Genomic DNA, 21,348 nt, shown 5'->3' with positions numbered 1-21,348 from the left:
TAACAACAACAACCAGGAGACACCCCTAATGTTTGGCATGTCCCACGAGACGTTCCTGCTGCTCGATGCAGTGGTCACGGTGATCGGGCTTATCGTCCTGATCACCAAGTTCAAGTTCCACCCGTTCATTGCCCTGATCCTTGCCGCCGCCTTTCTCGGGCTGACCTCCGGCATGCCGATCGGCACCATCATCAAGGCGTTCCAGGACGGCTTCGGCGGGGTGCTCGGTTTCGTCGGCATCATCCTCGCGCTGGGCACCATGCTCGGCAAAATGATGGCCGAGTCGGGCGGGGCGGATCAGATTGCCCAGACGCTGATCCGGGCGTTCGGCAAGGACAAGGTGCAGTGGGCGATGATGTTCGCCGCGTTCCTGGTGGGCATCCCGCTGTTCTTCGAAATCGGTTTCGTGCTGTTGATCCCGCTGGTGTTCATCGTGGCCCGGCGCACGGGCGTGTCGATCATCAAGATCGGGATCCCGCTGCTGGCCGGCCTGTCCGCCGTGCACGGCCTGGTGCCACCGCACCCGGGCCCGTTGCTGGCCATCGGCGTGTTCGGTGCCGACATCGGCAAGACCATCCTGTACGGCCTGATCGTCGCACTGCCGACGGCCATCATTGCCGGCCCGATTTTCGGTACGTTCATTGCCAAGCACATCCCCGGTCATCCGAACCAGGAGCTGGTGGATCAACTGGCGCGTGAGTCGGATTCGGCCGATCTGCCGAGCTTTGGCATCACCCTGGTCACCGTGCTGTCGCCAGTGTTCCTGATGCTGCTCAAGACCTTCGCCGATGTGGTGCTGCCGGATGGCAACTTCTTCCGCACCTTCATGGACCTGATCGGTCACCCGATTTCGGCCCTGCTGCTGGCGTTGCTGCTGTCGCTGTACACCTTCGGCTACAAACAGGGCATCGGCTCGCAGCAGATGCTCAAGTGGCTGGACGCGAGCCTGGCCCCGACCGCCGCGATCATCCTGATCATCGGTGCCGGTGGCGGCTTCAAGCAGATGCTGGTGACCAGCGGCGTGGGTGACGTGATCGGCCACATGGCGGTGGCGGCGCAGATTTCGCCGATCCTGCTGGCGTGGCTGGTGGCAGCGGTGATCCGCATCGCGACCGGTTCGGCGACCGTGGCAACCATTACCGGCGCGGGCATCGTGGTGCCGGTGGTGGGGATGATTCCAGGGGTCAACCGTGAACTGCTGGTGCTGGCCACCGGTGCCGGTTCGTTGATCCTGTCCCACGTGAACGACGCGGGCTTCTGGCTGGTCAAGCAGTACTTCAACATGACCGTGGCGGAAACCTTCAAGACCTGGACCGCGATGGAAACCATCCTGTCGGTGGTCGGTCTGGGCTTTATCCTGTTGTTGTCGCTGTTCGTCTAAGCACTTCAGCCGGGCACAAAAAAACCGCAGCGATGCGGTTTTTTTGTGGGTGATCGATCAGGCTGAATACCGTCCTTGTGGGAGCGGGCTTGCTCGCGAAAGCGGTGTGTCAAACAACATCTTCGTTGACAGACTGTCCCTCTTCGCGAGCAAGCCCGCTCCCACAGGGGCAGGAGGCGTCAGTTGGTTTTGTGCACCAACCCATCCGCCCTAAACATCCCGCGAATCCCGCGCACGGCCTGGCGAATCCGGTCCTGGTTTTCGATCAGGGCGAAGCGCACGTGGTCGTCGCCGTACTCGCCGAAACCCACGCCCGGCGAGACGCAGACCTTGGCCTCGGCCAGCAGTTTCTTGGCGAACTCCAGCGAGCCCAGGTGGGCGTAAGCCTCGGGAATCTTGGCCCAGACGTACATCGAGGCTTTCGGGTTCTCGACCATCCAGCCCAGTTCATGCAGGCCCTTGACCAGCACATTGCGACGCTGCCGGTATTGCTCGGCGATGTCGCGCACGCATTGCTTATCGCCTTCCAGCGCGGCAATCGCCGCGACTTGCAGCGGGGTGAAGGTGCCGTAGTCGTGGTAGCTCTTGATCCGCGCCAGGGCGTTGACCAGCTCCGGGTTGCCGACCATGAAACCGATCCGCCAGCCCGCCATGTTGTAGCTCTTGGACAGGGTGAAAAACTCCACCGCGATGTCCTTGGCGCCTGGCACCTGCATGATCGACGGGGCTTTCCAGCCGTCGTAGACGATGTCGGCATACGCCAGGTCATGCACCACCAGCACGTCGTACTGCTTGGCCAGCGCGATCACACGTTCGAAGAAGTCCAGCTCCACGCACTGCGCGGTGGGGTTGGACGGAAAGCCGAGGATCATCATCTTCGGCTTCGGGATCGAGCCGCGGATCGCCCGTTCCAGTTCGGCGAAGAAGTCCACGCCCGGCACCAGCGGAACCGAACGCACCTGGGCACCGGCAATCACGGCGCCGTAGATATGGATCGGGTAGCTCGGGTTGGGCACCAGCACCGTGTCGCCCTGGTCGAGGGTGGCCAGCATCAGGTGGGCCAGGCCTTCCTTGGAACCGATGGTGACAATGGCTTCGCTTTCCGGGTCGATCTCGACCTCGTAGCGTTCCTTGTACCAGTTGGAAATCGCCCGGCGCAGGCGCGGGATGCCCTTGGACGTGGAGTAACCGTGGGTGTCTTCACGTTGGGCGACCTGGACGAGTTTCTCGACAATGTGCGGCGGCGTGGCGCCGTCGGGGTTGCCCATGCTCAAGTCGATGATGTCTTCGCCACGGCGGCGGGCGGCCATCTTCAGCTCGGCGGTGATATTGAAAACGTAGGGGGGGAGTCGATCTATGCGCGCAAAGCGGCGCGGCGAACCTTGTTCGGCCATTGTTGCCTCGATAACGTAAGCGCCCGGAACCGTCCGAGCGACGCTGGTCACTGCGGTGACCTGTGGCGCAATGTACGGAAAGCTGTGACAGACTGTCCAGCCTGAATGTAAACATTTTTTTCCGAAGGAAATCGGTCGATGGAATTTAGCAGCGGCTTCCTGCTGAGCCTTTCTCTGTGTCTGGATATTGGTGTGGCCAACATCGCGATGATCACCCTGGCCATGCAGCGCGGCTATTTTCAAGGCTTTGCCCTGGGGTTGGGGACCTGCGTCGGCGACCTGATCTACGCGGTGCTGGCCCTGGCCGGCATGACCGTTCTGCTGCAATACGAAACCGTGCGCTGGGTCCTGTGGATCGGCGGCTCGGCGCTGCTGATCTATTTCGCGGCAAAGATGATCTATTCGGCGATTCACCACGAGGCGTTGCTGGCCGAAACCGCCGAGGTGGGCCACAACTCCCACCGCAAGGAATTCTTTCGCGGGATCTTCCTCGCCATGTCGTCGCCCAGCGCCATCCTCTGGTTCGCGGCGGTGGGCGGCACCCTGATCGCCCGTTCCGGCGGGGGCGGCCCGGTCAGTTCGGCGTTGTTCCTGGGCGGTTTTCTCTGCGCCGGGCTGTTGTGGTCGGCGGGCCTGTGCTTCGCCGCGAGCCATGGCGGCAAGTTGCTGGGCGACAAGCTGTTGCGCTATTCCTACCTGGCATCGGCGGCGATCTTCTGCTATTTCGCGGTGTACGTGATCCTTTCCGGGTATAACGAGTTTGTCGGAGGCGCGGCCGCCGAGGCGTTGCACACCCTGTAACTGGGCGAATCGGGAATGGCCTCTATACTCCCAGCCGAACCCACTTTTCTGTATCAGGAGTCGTGTCATGGATGAGCTATCAGGCGCATTGCTGGCCGAACCACGTTTCGAACACGGGCATTTCCAGCTGATCGCAGGGCTGGGTGGACGCTTCACCCAGGATACGACCCAGGGCATTCCTGACCTCTGGGCGAAATTCATTCCGCACATCGGCAAGATTCCAGGGCAGAAAAGCGACGTAACCTACGGCATCTGTTGTAATCCGGATGGCAAGGGTGGTTTCGAGTACATCGCCGGGGTCGAGATCAGCAAACTCGATGACCTGCCTGACACCTACCGCTGGGTTGAAGTGCAGCCGCAGCAATACGCCGTGTTCGAACACAAGGGCACGCTGGAGAGCTTGCCGCAGACCTTCCAGTACATCTGGAAAACCTGGTTGCCGCAGTCCGGCCATCAGGCGGCGGATGCTCCGGAGTTCGAGCGCTACAGCGAAGATTTCAACCCGAAGCTCAATACCGGAAAGCTGGAGATCTGGGTGCCGATCAAGGCGTGAGACGACCATCGGGAGGCGGATCGAGGATTTGTTTCTCGATGTCATGCCGACGCTTGATTTATGATCCCCGGCCTTTTCCAGCTGACTGCGACCTGCCATGAACACCGTCATCCGCCCCGTAACGCCTGCCGACCTGGACCGCTGCTACGCCATCGAAACGGTGGCGTACGAAGGGGACGAAGCCGCCACCCGGGAGAAAATCGCCACGCGCATCGCCACCTGGCCTGACGGTTTTATCGTCGCCGAGGTGGACGGCGTGGTGGCGGGTTTCATCAATTCCGGCGCGGCGTTCGAGGTGGAAATGTCCGACGAAGCGTTCAAGGAACTGATCGGTCACGACCCGGCAGGCCCGAACGTGGTGATCATGTCGGTGGTGGTGCACCCCGACTTCCAGGGCCAGGGCCTGGCGAAACGCCTGATGGGCGAGTTCATCGAGCGCATGCGCGGCCTGGGCAAGGCGACGATTCACCTGATGTGCAAAGAGCGGCACATCCCGCTGTACGCCGGGTTCGGCTTTGCCTACATCAAGCCGTCGGCGTCCGACCATGGCGGCATGGCGTGGCATGAGATGATGTTGACACTGTAATCGCTCTTTGTGGGAGCGAGCCTGCTCGCGATGGTCGTCAACGTTAACGCTGGCGACCTGACACCCAGCGGTGCCTGGAAGTCCATCGCGAGCAGGCTCGCTCCCACAGGGGCCGGGGCGTGCTATCAGAAACTCATCCCCATCCGCCGCTCATAGCCGATCCGCCCCTTGTACGCCTCGCCGCTGTCGACGAAGCCATAGTGGGCGTACAGGGCGATGGCGGCATCGTTGTCGGCGTCCACCGACAGTTCCAGGCCCTTGATCTCCGGCCAGGCCTGACGCGCGACGTCGGGCAGCGCCTGCAGGCAGGCCTTGCCATAACCCTTGCCTTGAGCGCGATGATCGACCTGCAGCGCATGCAAGGTGGCGCTGTGCTCATTGGCCCAGGCCGGCAGCAATGGCGGGCGCTTGAGCAGCAGAAAGGCAACCGGCACCTCGTCTGCCAGCAGGGCAAAACCTTTCACGCCGGGGCCGGGTTTCGACAGCAGGGTATGCAAGGCGCCGTGGATGTCGCCGGAGAACTTGATCTGCTCGGGATGGATTTCAATGGCCTCGACCTGTTGTCGTTGAGTGGCATTCAGGCTTTCGTAAGGCACGAGTCGGGCTGACACGGGAATTTCCTTTTTCCTACAAAGATGAGCTGCCGATTCTAGCGGTTTTGTTTTCCTCGGAATTTTTTTGTTGCAGCTGTCGATCCCGTTCATCGTCGAACGACTAGGGGTGTCTTCACCACAAAAAACACGGAGAACACCATGAGCGCACAGACTGAAATTCAAACCCTGATCGACACGTATCGCCAGGCCGTCATGACCAAGGATGTGGAAAAGGTCATGGCCCTGTACGCCGATGACATCCTTTCGTTCGATGCGATCAAGGCCCTGCAATTCAAGGGCAAACCCGCCTACCGCGAGCATTGGCTGGCGTGCATGGAAATGTGCCCGGGCCCGCACGTCTTCGAGTTCCATGAAATTGCCATCGAAGTGGCGCCAAACATCGCCTTCGCCCATTGGGTGGCCAATTGCGGCGGTACCAACGAGAAGGGCGAAACCCAGAGTTGCTGGATGCGCGCCACCGCGTGTTACCGGCAGGTTGGCGGGACGTGGAAGATTGTCCACGAGCACTGGTCGGCACCGTTCGACCCGATGAGCGGCGCCACCCTGTTCGATGTGCAGCCTTAGTCGCCAAATCCGCGATCTGCGGCCATAGTTGATCCGTGCAACCCCGGAGAACACCATGAAGTATCTATGCCTGGTCTACAGCGATGAGCGCCTGCTGCATTCGCTGCCCGACAGCCCGGAAGACGCTGAGTGCATGGCCTACGCCGAGTCGATCCAGGGCAGCGGACGGATGCTCGCGGCCGAAGCGCTGGAGTCGGTGCAGACGGCCACCACGGTGCGCATGCGCAACGGCAAGCTGTCGATCACCGATGGCCCGTTTGCCGAAACCAAGGAGCAGTTGGCCGGTTTCTACCTGATCGATGCCAAGGACCTCAATGAGGCCCTGCAGGTCGCGGGCCATATTCCGGCGGCCCGGGTGGGCTGTGTCGAGGTGCGGCCGATTCGGCAATTGAACCCGCAGCGCGAAGGCCTGCAGCACCGATGACGGCCGTATCCGTCCAGGCGCGGGTCGAACAGGTTTATCGCGAAGAATCGCGGCGAATCCTGGCGACGCTGATTCGCCTGCTGGGTGATTTCGACCTCGCCGAAGAGGCGCTGCACGAAGCTTTTTTCATTGCCGTGGAGCGTTGGCAGCGTGACGGCGTACCGGACAACCCACGGGCCTGGCTGGTGTCCACCGGGCGTTTCAAGGCCATCGATGTCCTGCGTCGACGTGCCCGGTTCGCCGCGTCCCGACCGTTGCTGATAGCGCAGGCGGAGGCCCTGGAGCAGGCCGACTGGAGTGATGACGATGTGGAAGACGACCGTCTGCGCCTGATCTTCACCTGCTGCCACCCGGCGCTGGCGGCGGATGCCCAGGTGCCGCTGACCTTACGTGAAGTCTGCGACCTGACCACCGAGGAAATTGCCAGGGCCTTCCTGTGCGCGCCGGCCACCATCGCCCAGCGTATCGTGCGCGCCAAGGCGAAGATCCGCGACGCGAAAATCCCCTATCAGGTGCCGACCCTGGCAGAACTGCCCGAGCGACTCGACAGCGTGCTGCGGGTGATTTATCTGGTGTTCAACGAAGGCTACTCCGCCTCCATCGGCAACGAACTGACTCGCGAAGACCTGACCCGCGAGGCGATCCGGCTCGGGCGCCTGCTGATGCAATTGCTGCCCGAGCCCGAGGTGATGGGCCTGCTGGCATTGATGCTGCTTCACGAGTCGCGACGCACGGCACGCACCTCGCCCACCGGTGAGCTGATCCTGCTGGATGAGCAGGACCGCTCGCTGTGGGATGCCGGGTTGATCGCCGAAGGTTGCGCCTTGACCGAGCAAGCCCTGGGTCAGGGGCGCTTCGGGCCTTATTGCCTGCAGGCGGCCATCGCGGCGGTGCACGCCGAAGCGACGACGGCGGCGCAGACGGACTGGGAGCAGATCGTGGGGCTGTATGACGTGCTCTTGGCCGCCGTGCCTTCGCCGGTGATCGAGTTGAACCGCGCAGCGGCGATCTCCCGGCGAGATGGACCGCTGGCGGGGCTGACCTTGATCGAGGACATCCTGGCCCGCGGCGATTTGCAGGATTACCACCTGGCGCATTCGGCGCGGGCGGAGTTCTGTCGGCAACTGGGCAGGGTGGAGGAGGCGCGAGCGGCGTACGAGCGGGCGCTGACCTTGACGCAACAGGTGCCGGAGCGACGGTTCATCGAGGCGCGGCTCAAGGCATTGTGAAGGGATTCATCGAAGCCATCGCCAGCGGGCTCGCTCCCACAATGGATGTTCGTTGCACCATGGCCTCCTGCGGGAGCGAGCCTGCTCCGGGCGGCGTTCCGACGATGGCCGCACCGCTATTCCAGCATCCTGCCCAACAGCCAGCTCCCCGCCGGCCCCGGTGGATGCAGGCGCGACCACAGCGCATCGACGAACAGCGGCCGGGGCCAGCCCCGCACCTGCAATTCCTGTAATGTTCCGGCGCCAAATCGCGCCACCAGCCAGCGCGGCAGCGGCGCCCAGCCGAACCCGCCTTCGGCCATTTCCAGCAGCATCAGGTAACTCGGCGCCGACCAGACACGCCCCTTTGCGCGGCTTTCGTAAGGGTTGACGATGGTTGCCAGGCGCAGCTCCCGGTGCTGTTGCAACAGCGCCTGATCGATCCCCGACAGGGTCGCCAACGGATGCCGGCGGGACACGAACAACGCAATGTCCGTGTGCTCCTGCACCGTGGCACTTTCCAGGTCGGGCGGGTAACTGGGCTGCTGTTCGGCGAACGCGACCTGGGCCCGACCGCTTTGGACCAGCGCGATCAGGTCATCGCATTCGGCAATCAGGCACTCGAATTCGAGGTCCGGGTAACGCTGCTCGAACGCGCTGAGCGCCGCTTCGAAACGGTCGGACTGGTAAGTGTCGGACAACGCCACGGTCAGCTTCGGTTCGACACCCTGGGCCAGCTGGCTGGCGGTCATTTCCAGGCGACTGGTGGCCGCGAGGATCTCCTCGGCCCGCTGCAACATCACATGCCCGGCCGGTGTCAGGGTCGGCTTGCGGCTGCTGCGGTCGAACAGCAGCAGATCCAGGTCGATCTCCAGGCTCGCCACCGCTGCGCTGACAGTGGACTGACTGCGCCCGAGCTTGCGGGCCGCAGCGGAAAACGAACCCTGGGTGGCCGCTTGTACAAACGCCTGCAACACTTCGTGGGAGGCCATGAACTATCGTCCTGGTCGATGGTTATTGGTTAGGAAGTATCGGTGCGGGGCAGGATGATGACAACCACATTCACTCTGGAGTGCTGGTCATGACCGCCGACAAATCCATCCTTGAACGCATCTGCCAGGCCATTGGCTTCGAACTGCTGGCGATCCTCATCTGTACGCCGCTGCTGGCCTGGATCATGGACAAGCCGATGCTCGACATGGGCGTGGTCACGGTGGTGCTGGCAGCGCTGGCACTGGCCTGGAACGTGGTGTTCAACGGCGTGTTCGATCGCGTGTTGCGGCATTTCGCGGTGGTGCACAACGCCTGGACCCGAGTGATCCATGCGCTGCTGTTCGAAGGCGGGTTGGTGGCGGTCGGCGTGCCGCTGATTGCCTGGTGGCTGGACGTCAGCCTGTGGCAGGCGTTCCTGATGGACATCGGCGTGCTGCTGTTTTTCCTGCCGTACACCTACGTTTACCACTGGGGCTACGACGTGATGCGGGCGCGGCTGGTCAGTGCCTGATGGCTGATGCCCCTGCTCCCACAGGGCAGGGGACTCAGAACAACCGGGAGAACAACCAGTACAGACTCCCCGACAACACGATCGCCGCCGGCAAGGTCAGCACCCAGGCCATCAGCAGGTTGCGGATGGTCTTCATCTGCAAACCGCCGCCGTTGGCGACCATGGTCCCGGCCACGCCCGACGACAACACATGAGTGGTCGACACCGGCAGGCCGAACATGTCCGCCGCGCCGATGGTCAGCATGGCCACGGTTTCGGCCGAGGCGCCCTGGGCGTAGGTCAGGTGGGTCTTGCCGATCTTTTCGCCGACCGTCACCACGATGCGTTTCCAGCCGACCATGGTGCCCAGGCCCAGGGCAATCGCGACGGCGATCTTCACCCACAGAGGAATGAAGCGCGTGGCGTTGTCGATCTGTTGCTTGAACAGTTGCAGGGTGGCCGTGGTGTCGGCGTCGAATTGGGCGACCTTGTGCTTGTCCATCAGACGAATGGTTTCACTGGTCAGGTACATGTCGTTACGCACGTTGCCCATCGCTTCCGCCGGCACCCTGGACAAGGAGCCGTACCCCTTGACCTGCGCACCGATGCTCCCGGTGAGCGCGGCGAGGGCCGGTATCAGTTGCGGCGTGACTTGCTTGCTGCCCACGTAAGCGGACAGCACTGGACGCGGATCGGCCGGTGCCGGCAGCGTCGAATGTTTCATCAGCGCCTGCTGGGTGACTTCGGCCACTGCGGCGAACTGCAGGGCCTGATCGGCCGGCATGGTGCGGTTCAACGCATAGGCCATCGGCAGGGTGCCCACCAGGATCAGCATGATCAGGCCCATGCCTTTCTGGCCGTCGTTGGAACCGTGGGCAAACGACACCCCGGTGCAGGTCACGATGAGCATGCCGCGGATCCACCAGGGTGGCGGCGTGTTGCCTTGCGGAGCCTTGTACAGCGAACGATTCTTGACGAAGGCGCGCAGGGCCAGCAGCAATAGCGCGGCAAAACCGAAACCGACCAGTGGCGACAGCAGCAGTGCGTAACCGATCTTGATGGCCTGCGCCCAGTCCACGCCGCTGGTGCCGTCGCGGCCGTGCATCAGGGCATTGGCCACGCCCACACCGATGATCGAGCCGATCAGCGTGTGCGACGACGAAGCCGGCAAGCCGAGCCACCAGGTGCCGAGGTTCCACAGGATGGCCGCGATCAGCAGGGCGAAAATCATGGCGAAACCGGCGGACGAACCGACTTGCAGAATCAGTTCCACCGGCAGCAGGGCGATGATGCCGAACGCCACCGCGCCGCTGGACAGCAACACCCCGAGGAAATTGAAGAACCCCGACCAGGCCACCGCGACATTGGGCGGCATCGAGTGGGTGTAGATTACCGTGGCCACTGCGTTGGCCGTGTCATGGAAGCCGTTGACGAACTCGAAGCCCAGGGCGATCAGCAGCGCGACACCCAGTAACAGAAACGGCGTCCAGGTGGTGACCACCGTGCCGATTTCGCGCATGTCGTGCATCAGGCTGTAAGCGGTGAACAACAGGCCGCAGGCCAGCACGCCGAAGAACATCACCAGAGTGAACAGGCTGGGCTTCTTGTCCAGCAGCGACTTGCCGCTGCTGGCGGACGCCGGTGCAGGGGCAAAGGAAGAAATAGCCATGACGGACAATCCATCGGGGGAGAGGAATGTTCGTCATGATCGTTTCAATGGCTGACAGAGACACTGCGTTGGATCAGTGTTAGGGGAATCGGGTGGGCCGTTGATCCGAAATCGTCCGTTGTGGGGACAGATCCATTGAGGGCGGCCTGTCTGATAAATCGCTAAGCGCCCACGGTACTCAATAATCCTGGCGCTTGCGAAACGCCCATCGACCGGCGATCACGGTGAAGGTCGCGACCAACGCCACCAGAATCCAGAATCCTTCCGGATCGCCGGCCAGCGGTACACCGCCGACGTTCATGCCAAAGAAACCGGCGATGATGTTGATCGGCAGCGCCAGCACCGTCACCACCGTCAGGGTGAACAGGGTGCGGTTGCTCTGTTCGTTGAGGTTGGCGGCGATCTCTTCCTGCAACAACTTGATCCGCTCCCCCAGCGCCGTGAGGTCGTTGATGATCAGCGCAAACTCCTCGGTGGACTTGCGCAACTCCTTCACGTCCTCTTTCTGCAACCATTGCGGCGGGCGGTTTAGCAGCCGCAGCAACGAACCCGGCTCGAGCGCGAGCAGCCGTTGCAGGCGCACCAGCACCCGGCGGTTGGTGCCCAGTTCCGCACGGTTGGTCGACAGGCGCGAGGACAGCAATTCATCCTCGATCTGATCGACACTCTGGCTGGTCTTGCGCACGATCTGGGTCAGCACCTCGCCCTGGTCGCGCAGCAGATGCACCAGCAGTTCCAGCGGTGAGCGAAAGCACTCGCCAGCCTTCACCGAGGAGCGCAACTTGTCGACCGAGTGCAGCGGTTGCAGGCGCGCGCTGATGATCAGCCGGCTGCGCACGCACACCCACAGCGTCGAGACATCCGAGGAAACCATGTTGCTGAGGTTGAACACCACGTCGTTGACCACCGCCAGCAGCGCCGAGTCCACATGCTCGATGCGCGTCGAACGCGAGCCTTCGTGCAAGGCCTCGAAAAACTCGTCGGGCAATTCCAGATGATTTTTCATCCAGCGCTCGCACGCGGCGTGGGCGAGGTTCAGGTGCAGCCAGAGAAACTCGTCGCTGTCGTCGGGTTGTTGCAGGCGACTCAACGCCATCGCCGAATCGATTTCACGGCCACGTTCGCCGGGACGAAAACTGAAGCCGTAGAGCAGACCGAACAGGTCCGGATCGCGATGGCTTTGGTCGATGCTGTGGTTCATGAAGGCTCGCTGCAAGGAGGCGCCTGTCGCGGATTTCACAGGTTCACTTGAGCCGAATCATCGCAAGGCTGGATGACACTTTTGTGACGTCGAGTTGGCGATGGCACGCTTGAGCGCATGACGCCACGGGCTGTGTACCGGTTTGCTTACCGAGTCGGTACACAGTCGATCTCAAGTCGGTGCGGGCGATGTCGATGATGGGCGTAAACCCGTCACTTCAAAGGAAAACGCCATGGTCAGCATGACTTCGATTTCGATCACCCAACCGCTTTCGACAACTGCCAGCAAAGTCGCCGCCAGCGACGGCACGGACGACACGTCCGCCACGGCAACCGCCGACACTTCCAGCGACAGCAACAAGGTCGCTGCGGGCGGGGCACCGACGGCGGGTGGCAGCAGTGCCAGCAGTGAAGAATCCGATTCGGTAAAGGCCCTGCGCAAGCAGATTGCCGAGTTGCAAAAGCAGTTGCAGGAGGCGCAGCAACAGCTGCAGGCGGCCCAGGCCAAACAGCAAAGCGAGGACGCCAAGGCGGCGAGTGTGGCGGCGGCTCAAGCGCAGGTGACGAGCACCTCGGCATCGTTGCAGACCGCCACGGCTGCGTTGCTGGCAGCCTTGCAGGAAGAGGGCGGCAGCACCTCGGGCACGATGGTCAGCACGACGGCTTGATGGAGGAAATTGCAGAAAGTTTTGTGGGAGCGAGCCTGCTCGCGATGCAGCGTGTCAGTCACCGTCAAGGTGTCTGTCAGACCGCATCGCGAGCAGGCTCGCTCCCACAGGGGAATGGCGATGCTGTTGCAGGCCGGCCTCAGTTGTCCTGCTTGTTCTTCAGGACTTCGCCGGTGGCCGCGTTCACGTCCACGTCCCACTCAACGCCTTTGGCGTCGCGCAGCTCGACTTCGTACTCGTAGAGGTTGGCGTGCTGGTCCAGGTCGCTGTCGGTGATCGTGGCACCCGGGTGCAGCTTCAATACGATCTGGTTCAACTCTTCCAGCGGCTTGATCTTGCCGTCCTTGACCAACTGAGGAATCTGGTCGACAGGCACATCGGCCGCCTGCGCCAGGCCAGCGGTGAGGGTCAGTGCAGCGGCGGTGAACAGGGCAGTCAAAGTCTTCATGGGGGCTTTCCTTGGTGTGCTGTTTAAGTGAGTTCAGGTTAGCGTTCGTAACTTAATCCACCCTTAAAATTCCCTGCCCCGCAAAATTTTTGCCTGTGCGAGCCTGCTCGCGATGGATGCCGATAGACCGCGGGGCGCGGTATTGTCGGCGATCTTCGCGAGCAAGCTCGCTCCTGCCGTTTCAGTAGCCGTTGTTTTTCAGCACCTGCGCAACACTCGCGGCGGCCGGGCGTTTGTAGAATTTCAACAGTTCGCTGGCGCGGTTGGTGAAGATGCCATCGACGCCGGCGTCCATGACCTTCTGGAAATCCACCGCTTCATCGACGGTATAGACGTGCACCAGCAGACCCTGATCGTGGGTGTACTGGTTCATCCACGGTTGCACCAGGTCCGAATAGCTCTGGTCGCCGCCGTGGGTCAGTGCGGCGGAAGGCCCGGTGCCGATAGCGCCCTGGGCTTTGGCGTAATCGATCCATTGCTGGAATTCGGCTTTGCTTTTCGGTTCCTGCCTGGCGTAGTAGGTCGCGTGGTCCTTGTCGCCCGACGCGGCGAAAGTCACTTTGGACTTGGGTTCGATGTTGCCTTCGCCCACCCACAGCAGCAGGATTTTCGGCACCTGCGGCATTTCCTTTTCCAGCAGTTCGAGGCTGCTCTTCTCGAACGTTTGCAGGACCACCCGGCCGCTGCCCTGGCCGACCGCCAGAGCGCTCTTCGCCCCTTTGGAACCGGCCGGAATCAGCCAGCCACGGTCATGCAATTTGTCCTTGAGGTCGCGTTCGATGCCGGGAAACTGCTTCGGCTCCTTGGTTTCGATGTACAGACCGGGTTTGTGCAGCGGGTTTTCCTGGGCGATATCGATGATTTCGTCGAGGGTGAGGATCTTCAGACCGACAAAGGCGGGGCGCGCGCGATCCGGGTAAGCGGTGTTGAACCAGCTGCCGGCGTCCAGGGTTTTCAGTTCCGCCATGGTGAACGCATTGGCCGGGCTGTCCTTGCGTTCCGGGAATTTGCTGGCAACGTCGGTGGTGCGTTGCAGGTTGTTGTCGTGCAGGGCAAAGAGCACGCCGTCCTTGCTGCGTTGCAGGTCCAGTTCCAGGTAATCGGCCCCCAGGTCGCGCGCCACTTTATAGGCGGCGGCGGTGGATTCCGGTGCATCGAACGAGGCCCCACGATGGGCAATCACTGCCGGGTGCGGGATGCCCGAACGGGCCGCCAGTGTGGCGGGACTTGGCTCGGTAGCGGCCTGGGCCTGACCGAGGCCGAGCATCAGACTCAGCAACAGGGCGCTCTTGGTGAAAGTGGCTGGCATGTCGAGATCCTTTCGCGGAGAGTTTTCGAAGACGTCTCTTTTAACAACTGAGCGCCGACCGCGCTATCGCGAGACCGACATAAACGTGTTTAAAGCGGTTTTTTTCAACACATCTGTGCGGTGCTTTGCAGTACTCTTGGCCACGGCAGTCTCCCCGGCAGAGGGAGCGCCGTTCATCTTGCCAGGCGTGTAAACCATCGATCTTTTGTGAGGTTTATATGCGCATCACGTCCCAACTCATCTGCCAGGCCGCCGATCAACTCAAGGGCTTTGTCGGCCTCAACCGCAAGACCGGCCGCTACATCGTGCGCTTCAGCGAAGACTCCTTCGGCATGGACGTGGCGGATGACGGCATCATCCCGGCCAGTGAGTTCGTCTGGGCACCGGGCCCGGAACAGGCCATGACCCTCAAGCGCGATTTGATCCAGTTGCTGCTCGACCAGCACATCGATGACCGGATCAACATCACCGAGCCGTTGCGGGTGTACATGAGTCGCCAGCAGGTGCCGGAGATTTCGGCGGTGCGCCGTTTGGTGCAGGGCTGAGGCATTGCGGTGAGTGTGCCGGTCGCATCGCGGGTTACAGGCTGAACTCATACGCCCGCTCGACCCGACACACCCGTGTCTGACACCGCGCATACCAGGTCGAACGCCCGCGCTCACGGATCGCGCTGTGCTCAGGATGATGCTTCCACGCCAGGATCGCCGCCTCGCTGGTCCAATACGACACGGTGATCCCCACCCCGTCGTTGCCCCGGGCCGACTCCACCCCGAGAAACCCCGGCTGTTCATGCGCCAATTGCACCATCCGTTCGGCGGCTTCGGCATAGCCCTGATCGCCGTCCGTGCGCAGCGAGGTGAAGATCACCGCGTAATAGGGCGCGGGCGGTGTGCTGGCGATCATGCTTGCCCCTGCGCGCAGGCATCGACCAGCGCTCGCACCAACGGTGGCAGGACGCCCTGCAGCGCCGCCCGCTCCGGCTGGAACAGGGTCGCGACGAAGAAGGGATGACCTTCGAGTTCAATGGCCCGCAACCCCTGCGCTGCATCGTGCCCGACAGGCTGCAGGTCATGTTTGAGGAGCGCCTGTTCGAACGCCGGGTTCACCCCGTAGCGGCAGCGATAGCCTTCACGGATCTCCGATGTTTCGTACGCCTGGGCGATCAATGAGCCTTCACGCAACTGAATGTCGTCGATGGCTTCCACCAGTGAGCAGGTCAGGGGCGTGATCACTGCCCTGACAGCGTCGGGCGATAGCTCACCGTGCTCGGCGTCCGACCAACCCAGTACATGGCGGGCGTGCTCCAGCACCGCGTGCTGAAAACCGCCGCAGGTGCCAAGGAAAGGTCGTGGGCGTTCGCGGGCAAAACGGATCGCCCGCAAGGCGCCTTCCAGGTTGCGATAGGGGCTGCCCGGCACGCACCAGAATCCGTCGTAGGCCTCGAGCGGGGTGTCGGCGTGAATGCACTCGGTGGCCAGCCACTGTCCTTGCACGTTCAGGCCGCTGTGTTCGGCGGCCAGGCCCAGAGCCACAGGGATGGCCTGGTGCGCGGTGACCTGGGGGTCGTAGTCGCCGATCAGGGCGATGCGAATGACGCGGTTTTCCATGAGCAGCCTCTGCGCTTGTTGATTCCCGAGGTCCACTATAGATTGGCGTTCACGCACTCAATATGGGCATTTTCCCAAATGATCAATGCAGCCACGCACTATCGGCTGGACTACCCGGACCTTGCCCTGATCCTTGCACTGGTGCGCGGCGGCTCTCTGGCCCGGGCCTCGCAGCTGATGAAGGTGGATGTGTCGACGGTGTTTCGCGCCGTGCGTCGCCTGGAAGGTGCGCTGGGTCAGCAACTGTTCGAAAAAAGCCGCGCCGGTTACCTGCCGACGACCTTGGCGCAGTCTCTGGCCGAGCAGGCGGAACGGGCCGAACAGGCACTGGAAGCTGCGCGTATCGGCGTGGAGCAGGGCGGCGTTGTCATCAGCGGAACGGTGCGCCTGACCTGCACCGACTCGGTGTTGCAGGGCTTGCTGTTGCCGGCACTGGCGCGTTTCATGCCGGACTATCCGGCGCTGACCCTCGAACTGAGCACCTCCAACGACTTCGCCAACCTCACCCGTCGGGATGCCGACATCGCCCTGCGCCTGACCTGCGCGCCACCGGAACATCTGGTGGGCCGACACCTGGCTGACGTTTCCTATCGGGTCTGCGCCAGCGTTGGTTACCTGCAATCGATCGATGCCGCAGAACTGGAGGCACTCACCTGGATTGCACCGGATGGTTTCCTGCCCGATCACCCGACGGTGGCCTGGCGTCATCAAGCGTTGCCGGGCGTGATGCCGGGGTATCGCTGCAACAGCATGCTGTCGGTCACCGAACTGGTACGCGCGGGCCTGGGCGTGGCGGCGTTGCCGGATTTCCTGATCGGCGATGGCCTGCAGGCCATCAGCGAACCATTGCCGGGGTGCGACACCGCCCTCTGGTTGCTGACGCGTCCGGATTGTCGTGCGTTGCGTTCGGTGGTGACGTTGTTCGATGAGCTGGGGCGGGCGTTGCGGTTGTCTTGAGGTGTGTGCCGGCCTCATCGCGAGCGGGCTGCAATCCCTGTGGGAGCGTGCCTGCTCGCGAGGCGGCCGCGAGATCAACCGGTGCGTTGACAGGTAAACGCCCGCTGCCGAAGCACCCTTCAACCCCAAGTGCTTTAAGCCTAAGGCCAGTGTCGACTTTTCCGATTGTGAACCCGTTGCACCGACCTTAAGTTTGGCTCCAGTCATTTGACTGAACCTTTAAACGATGGAAAGGGATCACCATGAAAAAAACAGCAGGGCAGCTTTTGGTATGGGTTTGTTGCGCCGGGGCGTGGCCAGTGATGGCGCAGCCTTTTACCTGTGGTGGCAAATTCCTGGGCAGCGACACGCAGGCGGAGCTGGAACAGGTCATCATCGAGGATGGTGGGCGGGCCGTCGGCGTTCAGCGGGTGTTCACGATTTGCCAGAAGGGCGTCATCCAGGTCGTGCTGGACGGCAACAACGAGACCTCGACGCCCAGTTACAAAAGGCGCTGGCAGCAGCGTGCCGTCGCCTTGCTGCAAGTGCCGGCGGACAAGGTCACGCTCCGTTGATCAGGACGTCGGCGCGTCCTTGCGCACGAAGTGCTGGTGCATTTCCGAGGTCAGGCTCTCGATCCGTTCGGTGAGGGTCTTGGTCATCTCGGTGAGGCGGGTGTTCTGTTCGAGCAATTCCAGCAGTTGCGCGGAGTTCTGCGCCGCTTGCGCCTGGCGCTCGCTGTTGGCCACGGCCAGTGCCTCGCGGTGCTGCGCGTCGGCCTCGGATTGGGCTTTGTCCCGGGCCGCCTGCCGGGTCTGGGCCAGCAGGATCAGCGGCGCGGCGTACGCCGATTGCAGGCTGAACGCCAGGTTCAGCAGGATGAACGGGTACACGTCGAAATGCGTGACCCCGGAAACATTGAGCGCCACCCACAACAGCACGATCAGCGTCTGCGCGCCGAGAAAGGCCGGGGTACCGAAGAACCGCGCAAAGGCCTCGGCACGCAGGGCGAACTTGTCGTTGCCGAAGGTCGGCGCCAGATGGGCGTGGGGGCGATGAAAGCGCAGGTGATCGATGGGCGCGGTGGTCTTGCTTTCAGTGGTCATGAGGCTCTCTGCGGTAGGCGGCTAAGACAGCGCTCACTATAGCGCTCCCCATCGCCGCCCCGCGCAGTCTGGCTTAAATCGCCAGGGTCGGCGTCGGGTGGCGATCGCCTTCGCCGGCCGCCAGGCTGATTTTGTTGCGACCGGTATTCTTGGCGGTGTAGAGCGCCTTGTCCGCGTCATCGAGCCAGGCAATGGCATCGCTGAAGGACGGCTGGAAGGCGGCCAGGCCAATGCTCAGGCTGATCCGCAGGCCGGGCACTTGCTCGTGGCGATAGTCATGCAGGACGCCACGCAAGCGCTCCATGACATCTTGGGCTTGCAACAGCGGCATGTCGGGCAGGATCACGCAAAACTCATCACCGCCGTAGCGACCGGCCAGATCGCATTCGCGCAGGTTGCGCTTGAGTTCGGCGCTGAGCTGGCGCAGCACCGAATCCCCGACGATATGCCCATGGGTGTCGTTGATGGGTTTGAAGTGATCGATGTCGATCAAGGCAATCACGGCCGAGTGTCCCTGCAGGCGGCTACGCTGGAATTGCAGTTGCAGCGAGTCTTTCCAGGCACCGTGGTTGAGCAGCCCGGTCAGGCTGTCGGTGCGGTTCAGGGCGCTCAGGATGCGTTTGTGTTTGGCCAGCTTGATTGCCAACTGGTAGCTGACCATGCCCACCGCAAAAGGGTAGAGCGTGAGCATGGGCAGGGAGGCCCAGAGTTGCATCGGTGTGGTCACCGCACTGAAGGCGACACCGAACACCAGCCAGCCAGCCAAGCAGTATGCCTGCCATCTGTGCCAGGGAGCCGAACGCAAACAGCCGCAGCCCGCCCATGGCGACATTGTGCATCGCCATCATCCCCAGGACCGTCACGGTGGTCAGGGGATTGAACTGCACCGTCGCGGCCCAGAAGCCGCCCCACAGCGAATCGTAGAGCATGTTGCGCAGCTCGGCCTTGTAGGGATAGTCCGCGCGGGACGACAGCTGATAGGCAATGTGCGGCCAGATATAGGCGTTGAGCACCAACAGGGCCCAGATCCAGGGCGGCAGGTTCATGGGCGCCAGGGCGGCGGCCACGCTGAAGCTGCCGATGCACAGTCCAACGGCCCGCGGCAGGTAGATGCGTCTGGCAAATGACAAGCCCTTGCCGCGTTGATTTTCCATAATGTCCTGCGCCAGATTCATCTTGAAACAAAATGCCGAGCGGCCAGCAAATTACCGTTCATCGGCAAAAACGGCGCACATTGTCATTTATTCCAGCGCGAAAAATCAGTGTCCTTCGAAGCCATTTAGCGGTGTCGACGCACATGAAGTGCTTGATTCAGCGCTGATAGCACGCCAGGAACATGTCCAGCGCCGACTCCGCGACTGCGGTTTGCCGCTCGGGCGAAAGGCTGGGCTGCCCCATGGAAATCTGCGGCCAGAACGCAAAGGACTTGAGCAGGCCCTGGACCTGTTGCGCGGCGAACTCCGGATCGACCGGCTTCAGGCGTCCGTCGGCCTGGGCGGCACGAATCCACACGGTCAGGCCTTCCTCGCGCTGGCCCATCCTGGCAACCATGTCCTGCGCCCGTTCCGGGGAATGGATGGTCGCGGCAATCGCCACGCGAGCCAGGTCGAGAAAGTTGTCATCGCCCAGCATGTGCAGTTTCGCCATCAGCATCCGGCGCATCTGCTCGCGCAGGGGCAGGTCGGGGCGGTAGGGCGTTTCCTGTTCGGCGGTCACCCGCGCCCATAACTGATTGAGGATTTCGGCGAACAACTCTTCCTTGCTCGGGAAGTGGTTGTACACCGTGCGCTTGGACACGCCGGCGGTGGCGGCGATCTTGTCCATGCTGGTGATGTCGAAACCGTTGTCACGGAATTCGGCAATCGCCGCTTGGATGATCGCTTCGCGTTTTCGGTCGGTCAGGCGCTGTGGAGCTGTCATAAGTACGCTTCGGCAGAAGAAGTCAGGAATTACACTTGGCAGTTTACTTGTGATGGTTATTGATGCAACCTTGAAACTACACTGTGCAGTGTAATGTTTTGTTAATCCTGCCCAGTCAACACTAGAGTGTCCGGCTGATGCGTGCGTGCCTTGGCCATTTATCGTTCATCGCAGACACCGCCTCGCGTGCGGTGCCCTGGAGTCATTCATGGCCAATGCCACTACCGCTACTGAACCTGAAGCGTCCCGCCAGGTCGATGGCCTTTTCCGCAACCATGCGCCGGTGCAACGGGAAGGCTTTCGCAAAATGATGCGCATCCTGTGGAACATGATCTTCCACAAACCGCGCGACACCCGGCCGACCGCTGCGGTCCCGGTGCAACGCCTGACCCATGACGCGCTGATCGCCGCGCCCAATCACAGCGTCTATCGCCTCGGCCACTCCACCGTATTGCTGAAACTGCAGGACAAATTCTGGATCACCGACCCGGTGTTCGCCGAACGCGCCTCGCCGTTGCAGTGGCTTGGCCCCAAGCGCTTTCACCAGCCGCCGATCAGCCTGGAAGAACTGCCGCCGATCGAAGCGGTGATCCTGTCCCACGACCACTACGACCACCTGGACTATCGGGCGGTCCTGGACCTGGCGGACAAAACCAACTACTTCCTCACCCCGCTGGGCGTCGGCGACACCCTGATCAAGTGGGGCGTCGACGCCAGCAAAGTGCGTCAACTGGACTGGTGGCAGGACACCGAAGTGGCGGGCATCCGCTTCGCGGCGACCCCCTCGCAACATTTTTCCGGTCGCGGCCTGTTCGACAGCAACAGCACGCTGTGGGCGTCGTGGGTGATCATCGACGGTGATACGCGGATTTTCTTCAGCGGCGACAGCGGCTACTTCGATGGTTTCAAACGCATCGGCCAACACTACGGCCCGTTCGACCTGACGCTGATGGAAACCGGCGCCTACAACGTCGAATGGCCGCACGTGCACATGCAGCCCGAACAAACCCTGCAAGCCCACATCGACCTGAAAGGCCGCTGGCTGTTGCCGATCCACAACGGCACTTTCGACCTGGCGATGCACGCCTGGTACGAACCGTTCGACCGGATCCTGGCCCTGGCCTGGGATCGCAATGTATCGATCACCACGCCGCAGATGGGGCAGGCGTTCAACGTGATGCATCCACATCGGGGCGACGCCTGGTGGTATGAAGTGGAGCAGCAGGTGTATCAGCAGAGCATTGGTTGATAGGGCTACCGACAGGCGCGAACTTTCATACGGGCTCTGGCGGTAAGTGATGACGGACATTTCCGGACGCCTCGGTAGGCTGGGAATGGAACGGGACCTCTCCCTCCCGTCATCACACAGGATTTTTTTTCATGGATGTAAGGCAAAGCGGCCGGCTGATGGGTCTGGTCATGACGGTTCTTTTTTCACTCGCCAGCACGGCTCATGCACACGCACTCCTAGCTGAAT

General features: G+C 62.1%; 24 protein-coding genes and 1 pseudogene. 13 read left to right on the top strand and 12 right to left on the bottom strand.

Annotated elements, in window-relative coordinates; genetic code table 11:
• Positions 1–28: 28 nt before the first annotated feature.
• The gene (locus ACM6IM_RS27935; RefSeq protein ID WP_192305682.1) at positions 29–1,381 is read left to right on the top strand and encodes a GntP family permease; all 1,353 of its coding nucleotides are present in this window, start codon (positions 29–31) and stop codon (positions 1,379–1,381) included.
• Between the two features lie 179 nt (positions 1,382–1,560).
• On the opposite strand, the gene alaC is transcribed toward ACM6IM_RS27935, so the two are convergent.
• Positions 1,561–2,775 carry an alanine transaminase gene (gene alaC / locus ACM6IM_RS27930; RefSeq protein ID WP_414866879.1) on the bottom strand — a complete coding sequence of 405 codons (1,215 nt, stop codon included), beginning with the start codon at positions 2,773–2,775 and terminating at the stop codon, positions 1,561–1,563.
• A gap of 138 nt (positions 2,776–2,913) precedes the next feature.
• Between alaC and ACM6IM_RS27925 the strand changes: the two genes are divergently transcribed.
• The 3 genes from ACM6IM_RS27925 to ACM6IM_RS27915 all read left to right on the top strand — a co-directional run bounded on the left by ACM6IM_RS27925 (position 2,914) and on the right by ACM6IM_RS27915 (position 4,715).
• Entirely contained in the window at positions 2,914–3,576 is a 663-nt protein-coding gene (locus ACM6IM_RS27925; RefSeq protein WP_414866878.1) for a LysE family translocator, read from the top strand.
• 67 nt (positions 3,577–3,643) lie between these two features.
• On the top strand, positions 3,644–4,129 hold the full coding sequence (locus tag ACM6IM_RS27920) for a GyrI-like domain-containing protein (protein WP_192305688.1): 486 nt from the start codon (positions 3,644–3,646) through the stop codon (positions 4,127–4,129).
• A gap of 97 nt (positions 4,130–4,226) precedes the next feature.
• Positions 4,227–4,715 carry a GNAT family N-acetyltransferase gene (locus ACM6IM_RS27915; protein ID WP_414866877.1) on the top strand — a complete coding sequence of 163 codons (489 nt, stop codon included), beginning with the start codon at positions 4,227–4,229 and terminating at the stop codon, positions 4,713–4,715.
• Positions 4,716–4,840: 125 nt separating this feature from the next.
• Here the strand turns inward: ACM6IM_RS27915 and ACM6IM_RS27910 are convergent, their stop codons facing one another.
• Positions 4,841–5,326 (bottom strand): GNAT family N-acetyltransferase, encoded by a 486-nt coding sequence (locus tag ACM6IM_RS27910; protein ID WP_414866876.1) that lies wholly within the window; start codon positions 5,324–5,326, stop codon positions 4,841–4,843.
• 141 nt (positions 5,327–5,467) lie between these two features.
• On the opposite strand from ACM6IM_RS27910, the gene ACM6IM_RS27905 reads away from it, so the two are divergent.
• The 3 genes from ACM6IM_RS27905 to ACM6IM_RS27895 are packed head-to-tail and all read left to right on the top strand — an operon-like array spanning position 5,468 to position 7,546.
• A complete protein-coding gene (locus tag ACM6IM_RS27905; RefSeq protein ID WP_192305694.1) occupies positions 5,468–5,893 on the top strand; it encodes a YybH family protein in 426 nt (141 codons plus the stop codon).
• A gap of 55 nt (positions 5,894–5,948) precedes the next feature.
• Entirely contained in the window at positions 5,949–6,317 is a 369-nt protein-coding gene (locus ACM6IM_RS27900) for a YciI family protein (protein ID WP_414866875.1), read from the top strand.
• The gene (locus ACM6IM_RS27895; protein ID WP_414866874.1) at positions 6,314–7,546 is read left to right on the top strand and encodes an RNA polymerase sigma factor; all 1,233 of its coding nucleotides are present in this window, start codon (positions 6,314–6,316) and stop codon (positions 7,544–7,546) included. The genes ACM6IM_RS27900 and ACM6IM_RS27895 overlap by 4 nt, the downstream gene beginning before the upstream one ends.
• Positions 7,547–7,662: 116 nt before the next feature.
• On the opposite strand, the gene ACM6IM_RS27890 is transcribed toward ACM6IM_RS27895, so the two are convergent.
• Complete coding sequence (locus ACM6IM_RS27890; RefSeq protein WP_414866873.1) at positions 7,663–8,517, bottom strand: LysR family transcriptional regulator; 855 nt, start codon at positions 8,515–8,517, stop codon at positions 7,663–7,665.
• A gap of 89 nt (positions 8,518–8,606) precedes the next feature.
• Here ACM6IM_RS27890 and ACM6IM_RS27885 point away from each other — a divergent pair, with 89 nt between their 5' ends.
• Positions 8,607–9,029, top strand: coding sequence for a multidrug/biocide efflux PACE transporter (locus ACM6IM_RS27885; protein ID WP_192305702.1), 423 nt, complete (start codon positions 8,607–8,609; stop codon positions 9,027–9,029).
• A 34-nt stretch (positions 9,030–9,063) separates the two neighbouring features.
• Here the strand turns inward: ACM6IM_RS27885 and ACM6IM_RS27880 are convergent, their stop codons facing one another.
• Both ACM6IM_RS27880 and ACM6IM_RS27875 read right to left on the bottom strand, forming a co-directional pair.
• On the bottom strand, positions 9,064–10,677 hold the full coding sequence (locus tag ACM6IM_RS27880) for an inorganic phosphate transporter (RefSeq protein ID WP_414866872.1): 1,614 nt from the start codon (positions 10,675–10,677) through the stop codon (positions 9,064–9,066).
• A gap of 178 nt (positions 10,678–10,855) precedes the next feature.
• On the bottom strand, positions 10,856–11,878 hold the full coding sequence (locus ACM6IM_RS27875; protein ID WP_201193370.1) for a transporter: 1,023 nt from the start codon (positions 11,876–11,878) through the stop codon (positions 10,856–10,858).
• A gap of 232 nt (positions 11,879–12,110) precedes the next feature.
• Here ACM6IM_RS27875 and ACM6IM_RS27870 point away from each other — a divergent pair, with 232 nt between their 5' ends.
• The gene (locus tag ACM6IM_RS27870; RefSeq protein WP_414866871.1) at positions 12,111–12,545 is read left to right on the top strand and encodes a hypothetical protein; all 435 of its coding nucleotides are present in this window, start codon (positions 12,111–12,113) and stop codon (positions 12,543–12,545) included.
• 139 nt (positions 12,546–12,684) lie between these two features.
• Here the strand turns inward: ACM6IM_RS27870 and ACM6IM_RS27865 are convergent, their stop codons facing one another.
• The gene (locus ACM6IM_RS27865; RefSeq protein WP_414866870.1) at positions 12,685–12,993 is read right to left on the bottom strand and encodes a PepSY domain-containing protein; all 309 of its coding nucleotides are present in this window, start codon (positions 12,991–12,993) and stop codon (positions 12,685–12,687) included.
• A gap of 181 nt (positions 12,994–13,174) precedes the next feature.
• Positions 13,175–14,302, bottom strand: coding sequence for a glycerophosphodiester phosphodiesterase (locus ACM6IM_RS27860; protein ID WP_414866869.1), 1,128 nt, complete (start codon positions 14,300–14,302; stop codon positions 13,175–13,177).
• 218 nt (positions 14,303–14,520) lie between these two features.
• Here ACM6IM_RS27860 and ACM6IM_RS27855 point away from each other — a divergent pair, with 218 nt between their 5' ends.
• Positions 14,521–14,847, top strand: a complete 327-nt coding sequence (locus ACM6IM_RS27855; protein ID WP_192305714.1) for a DUF2025 family protein — start codon at positions 14,521–14,523, stop codon at positions 14,845–14,847.
• 34 nt (positions 14,848–14,881) lie between these two features.
• Here the strand turns inward: ACM6IM_RS27855 and ACM6IM_RS27850 are convergent, their stop codons facing one another.
• Together ACM6IM_RS27850 and ACM6IM_RS27845 are read right to left on the bottom strand one after the other, a co-directional pair.
• A complete protein-coding gene (locus ACM6IM_RS27850; RefSeq protein ID WP_414866868.1) occupies positions 14,882–15,205 on the bottom strand; it encodes an antibiotic biosynthesis monooxygenase family protein in 324 nt (107 codons plus the stop codon).
• Complete coding sequence (locus tag ACM6IM_RS27845) at positions 15,202–15,909, bottom strand: CTP synthase (RefSeq protein ID WP_414866867.1); 708 nt, start codon at positions 15,907–15,909, stop codon at positions 15,202–15,204. The genes ACM6IM_RS27850 and ACM6IM_RS27845 overlap by 4 nt, the downstream gene beginning before the upstream one ends.
• A gap of 15 nt (positions 15,910–15,924) precedes the next feature.
• Here ACM6IM_RS27845 and ACM6IM_RS27840 point away from each other — a divergent pair, with 15 nt between their 5' ends.
• The gene (locus ACM6IM_RS27840; RefSeq protein ID WP_414866866.1) at positions 15,925–16,866 is read left to right on the top strand and encodes a LysR family transcriptional regulator; all 942 of its coding nucleotides are present in this window, start codon (positions 15,925–15,927) and stop codon (positions 16,864–16,866) included.
• Positions 16,867–17,108: 242 nt separating this feature from the next.
• Positions 17,109–17,420, top strand: a complete 312-nt coding sequence (locus ACM6IM_RS27835) for a hypothetical protein (RefSeq protein ID WP_192305722.1) — start codon at positions 17,109–17,111, stop codon at positions 17,418–17,420.
• Here ACM6IM_RS27835 and ACM6IM_RS27830 read toward each other — a convergent pair whose 3' ends face one another.
• The 3 genes and pseudogenes from ACM6IM_RS27830 to ACM6IM_RS27820 all read right to left on the bottom strand — a co-directional run bounded on the left by ACM6IM_RS27830 (position 17,421) and on the right by ACM6IM_RS27820 (position 19,871).
• Positions 17,421–17,951: a DUF1003 domain-containing protein gene (locus ACM6IM_RS27830; RefSeq protein ID WP_414866865.1), complete on the bottom strand. Its 531-nt coding sequence runs from the start codon at positions 17,949–17,951 to the stop codon at positions 17,421–17,423.
• A gap of 73 nt (positions 17,952–18,024) precedes the next feature.
• A pseudogene (locus ACM6IM_RS27825) lies at positions 18,025–19,105 on the bottom strand (diguanylate cyclase).
• A gap of 157 nt (positions 19,106–19,262) precedes the next feature.
• A complete protein-coding gene (locus tag ACM6IM_RS27820; protein ID WP_414866864.1) occupies positions 19,263–19,871 on the bottom strand; it encodes a TetR/AcrR family transcriptional regulator in 609 nt (202 codons plus the stop codon).
• 208 nt (positions 19,872–20,079) lie between these two features.
• Here ACM6IM_RS27820 and ACM6IM_RS27815 point away from each other — a divergent pair, with 208 nt between their 5' ends.
• A complete protein-coding gene (locus tag ACM6IM_RS27815) occupies positions 20,080–21,120 on the top strand; it encodes an MBL fold metallo-hydrolase (protein ID WP_414866863.1) in 1,041 nt (346 codons plus the stop codon).
• The last annotated feature ends 228 nt before the right edge of the window (positions 21,121–21,348 follow it).

Origin of the sequence: Pseudomonas sp. IT-P12 (genome assembly GCF_949767465.1) — a bacterium.
In the GTDB taxonomy this organism is placed as follows: Bacteria; Pseudomonadota; Gammaproteobacteria; order Pseudomonadales; family Pseudomonadaceae; genus Aquipseudomonas.
This window is presented reverse-complemented; position numbering and strand designations above follow the sequence as displayed.

What these genes read in the sequence shown, in the direction of transcription:
- ACM6IM_RS27935 (WP_192305682.1), top strand. Translation starts at nt 29, where the DNA reads ATGTTTGGCATGTCCCACGAGACGTTCCTGCTGCTCGATGCAGTGGTC.
- alaC (WP_414866879.1), bottom strand. Translation starts at nt 2,775, where the DNA reads ATGGCCGAACAAGGTTCGCCGCGCCGCTTTGCGCGCATAGATCGACTC.
- ACM6IM_RS27925 (WP_414866878.1), top strand. Translation starts at nt 2,914, where the DNA reads ATGGAATTTAGCAGCGGCTTCCTGCTGAGCCTTTCTCTGTGTCTGGAT.
- ACM6IM_RS27920 (WP_192305688.1), top strand. Translation starts at nt 3,644, where the DNA reads ATGGATGAGCTATCAGGCGCATTGCTGGCCGAACCACGTTTCGAACAC.
- ACM6IM_RS27915 (WP_414866877.1), top strand. Translation starts at nt 4,227, where the DNA reads ATGAACACCGTCATCCGCCCCGTAACGCCTGCCGACCTGGACCGCTGC.
- ACM6IM_RS27905 (WP_192305694.1), top strand. Translation starts at nt 5,468, where the DNA reads ATGAGCGCACAGACTGAAATTCAAACCCTGATCGACACGTATCGCCAG.
- ACM6IM_RS27900 (WP_414866875.1), top strand. Translation starts at nt 5,949, where the DNA reads ATGAAGTATCTATGCCTGGTCTACAGCGATGAGCGCCTGCTGCATTCG.
- ACM6IM_RS27895 (WP_414866874.1), top strand. Translation starts at nt 6,314, where the DNA reads ATGACGGCCGTATCCGTCCAGGCGCGGGTCGAACAGGTTTATCGCGAA.
- ACM6IM_RS27890 (WP_414866873.1), bottom strand. Translation starts at nt 8,517, where the DNA reads ATGGCCTCCCACGAAGTGTTGCAGGCGTTTGTACAAGCGGCCACCCAG.
- ACM6IM_RS27885 (WP_192305702.1), top strand. Translation starts at nt 8,607, where the DNA reads ATGACCGCCGACAAATCCATCCTTGAACGCATCTGCCAGGCCATTGGC.
- ACM6IM_RS27880 (WP_414866872.1), bottom strand. Translation starts at nt 10,677, where the DNA reads ATGGCTATTTCTTCCTTTGCCCCTGCACCGGCGTCCGCCAGCAGCGGC.
- ACM6IM_RS27875 (WP_201193370.1), bottom strand. Translation starts at nt 11,878, where the DNA reads ATGAACCACAGCATCGACCAAAGCCATCGCGATCCGGACCTGTTCGGT.
- ACM6IM_RS27870 (WP_414866871.1), top strand. Translation starts at nt 12,111, where the DNA reads ATGGTCAGCATGACTTCGATTTCGATCACCCAACCGCTTTCGACAACT.
- ACM6IM_RS27865 (WP_414866870.1), bottom strand. Translation starts at nt 12,993, where the DNA reads ATGAAGACTTTGACTGCCCTGTTCACCGCCGCTGCACTGACCCTCACC.
- ACM6IM_RS27860 (WP_414866869.1), bottom strand. Translation starts at nt 14,302, where the DNA reads ATGCCAGCCACTTTCACCAAGAGCGCCCTGTTGCTGAGTCTGATGCTC.
- ACM6IM_RS27855 (WP_192305714.1), top strand. Translation starts at nt 14,521, where the DNA reads ATGCGCATCACGTCCCAACTCATCTGCCAGGCCGCCGATCAACTCAAG.
- ACM6IM_RS27850 (WP_414866868.1), bottom strand. Translation starts at nt 15,205, where the DNA reads ATGATCGCCAGCACACCGCCCGCGCCCTATTACGCGGTGATCTTCACC.
- ACM6IM_RS27845 (WP_414866867.1), bottom strand. Translation starts at nt 15,909, where the DNA reads ATGGAAAACCGCGTCATTCGCATCGCCCTGATCGGCGACTACGACCCC.
- ACM6IM_RS27835 (WP_192305722.1), top strand. Translation starts at nt 17,109, where the DNA reads ATGAAAAAAACAGCAGGGCAGCTTTTGGTATGGGTTTGTTGCGCCGGG.
- ACM6IM_RS27830 (WP_414866865.1), bottom strand. Translation starts at nt 17,951, where the DNA reads ATGACCACTGAAAGCAAGACCACCGCGCCCATCGATCACCTGCGCTTT.
- ACM6IM_RS27820 (WP_414866864.1), bottom strand. Translation starts at nt 19,871, where the DNA reads ATGACAGCTCCACAGCGCCTGACCGACCGAAAACGCGAAGCGATCATC.
- ACM6IM_RS27815 (WP_414866863.1), top strand. Translation starts at nt 20,080, where the DNA reads ATGGCCAATGCCACTACCGCTACTGAACCTGAAGCGTCCCGCCAGGTC.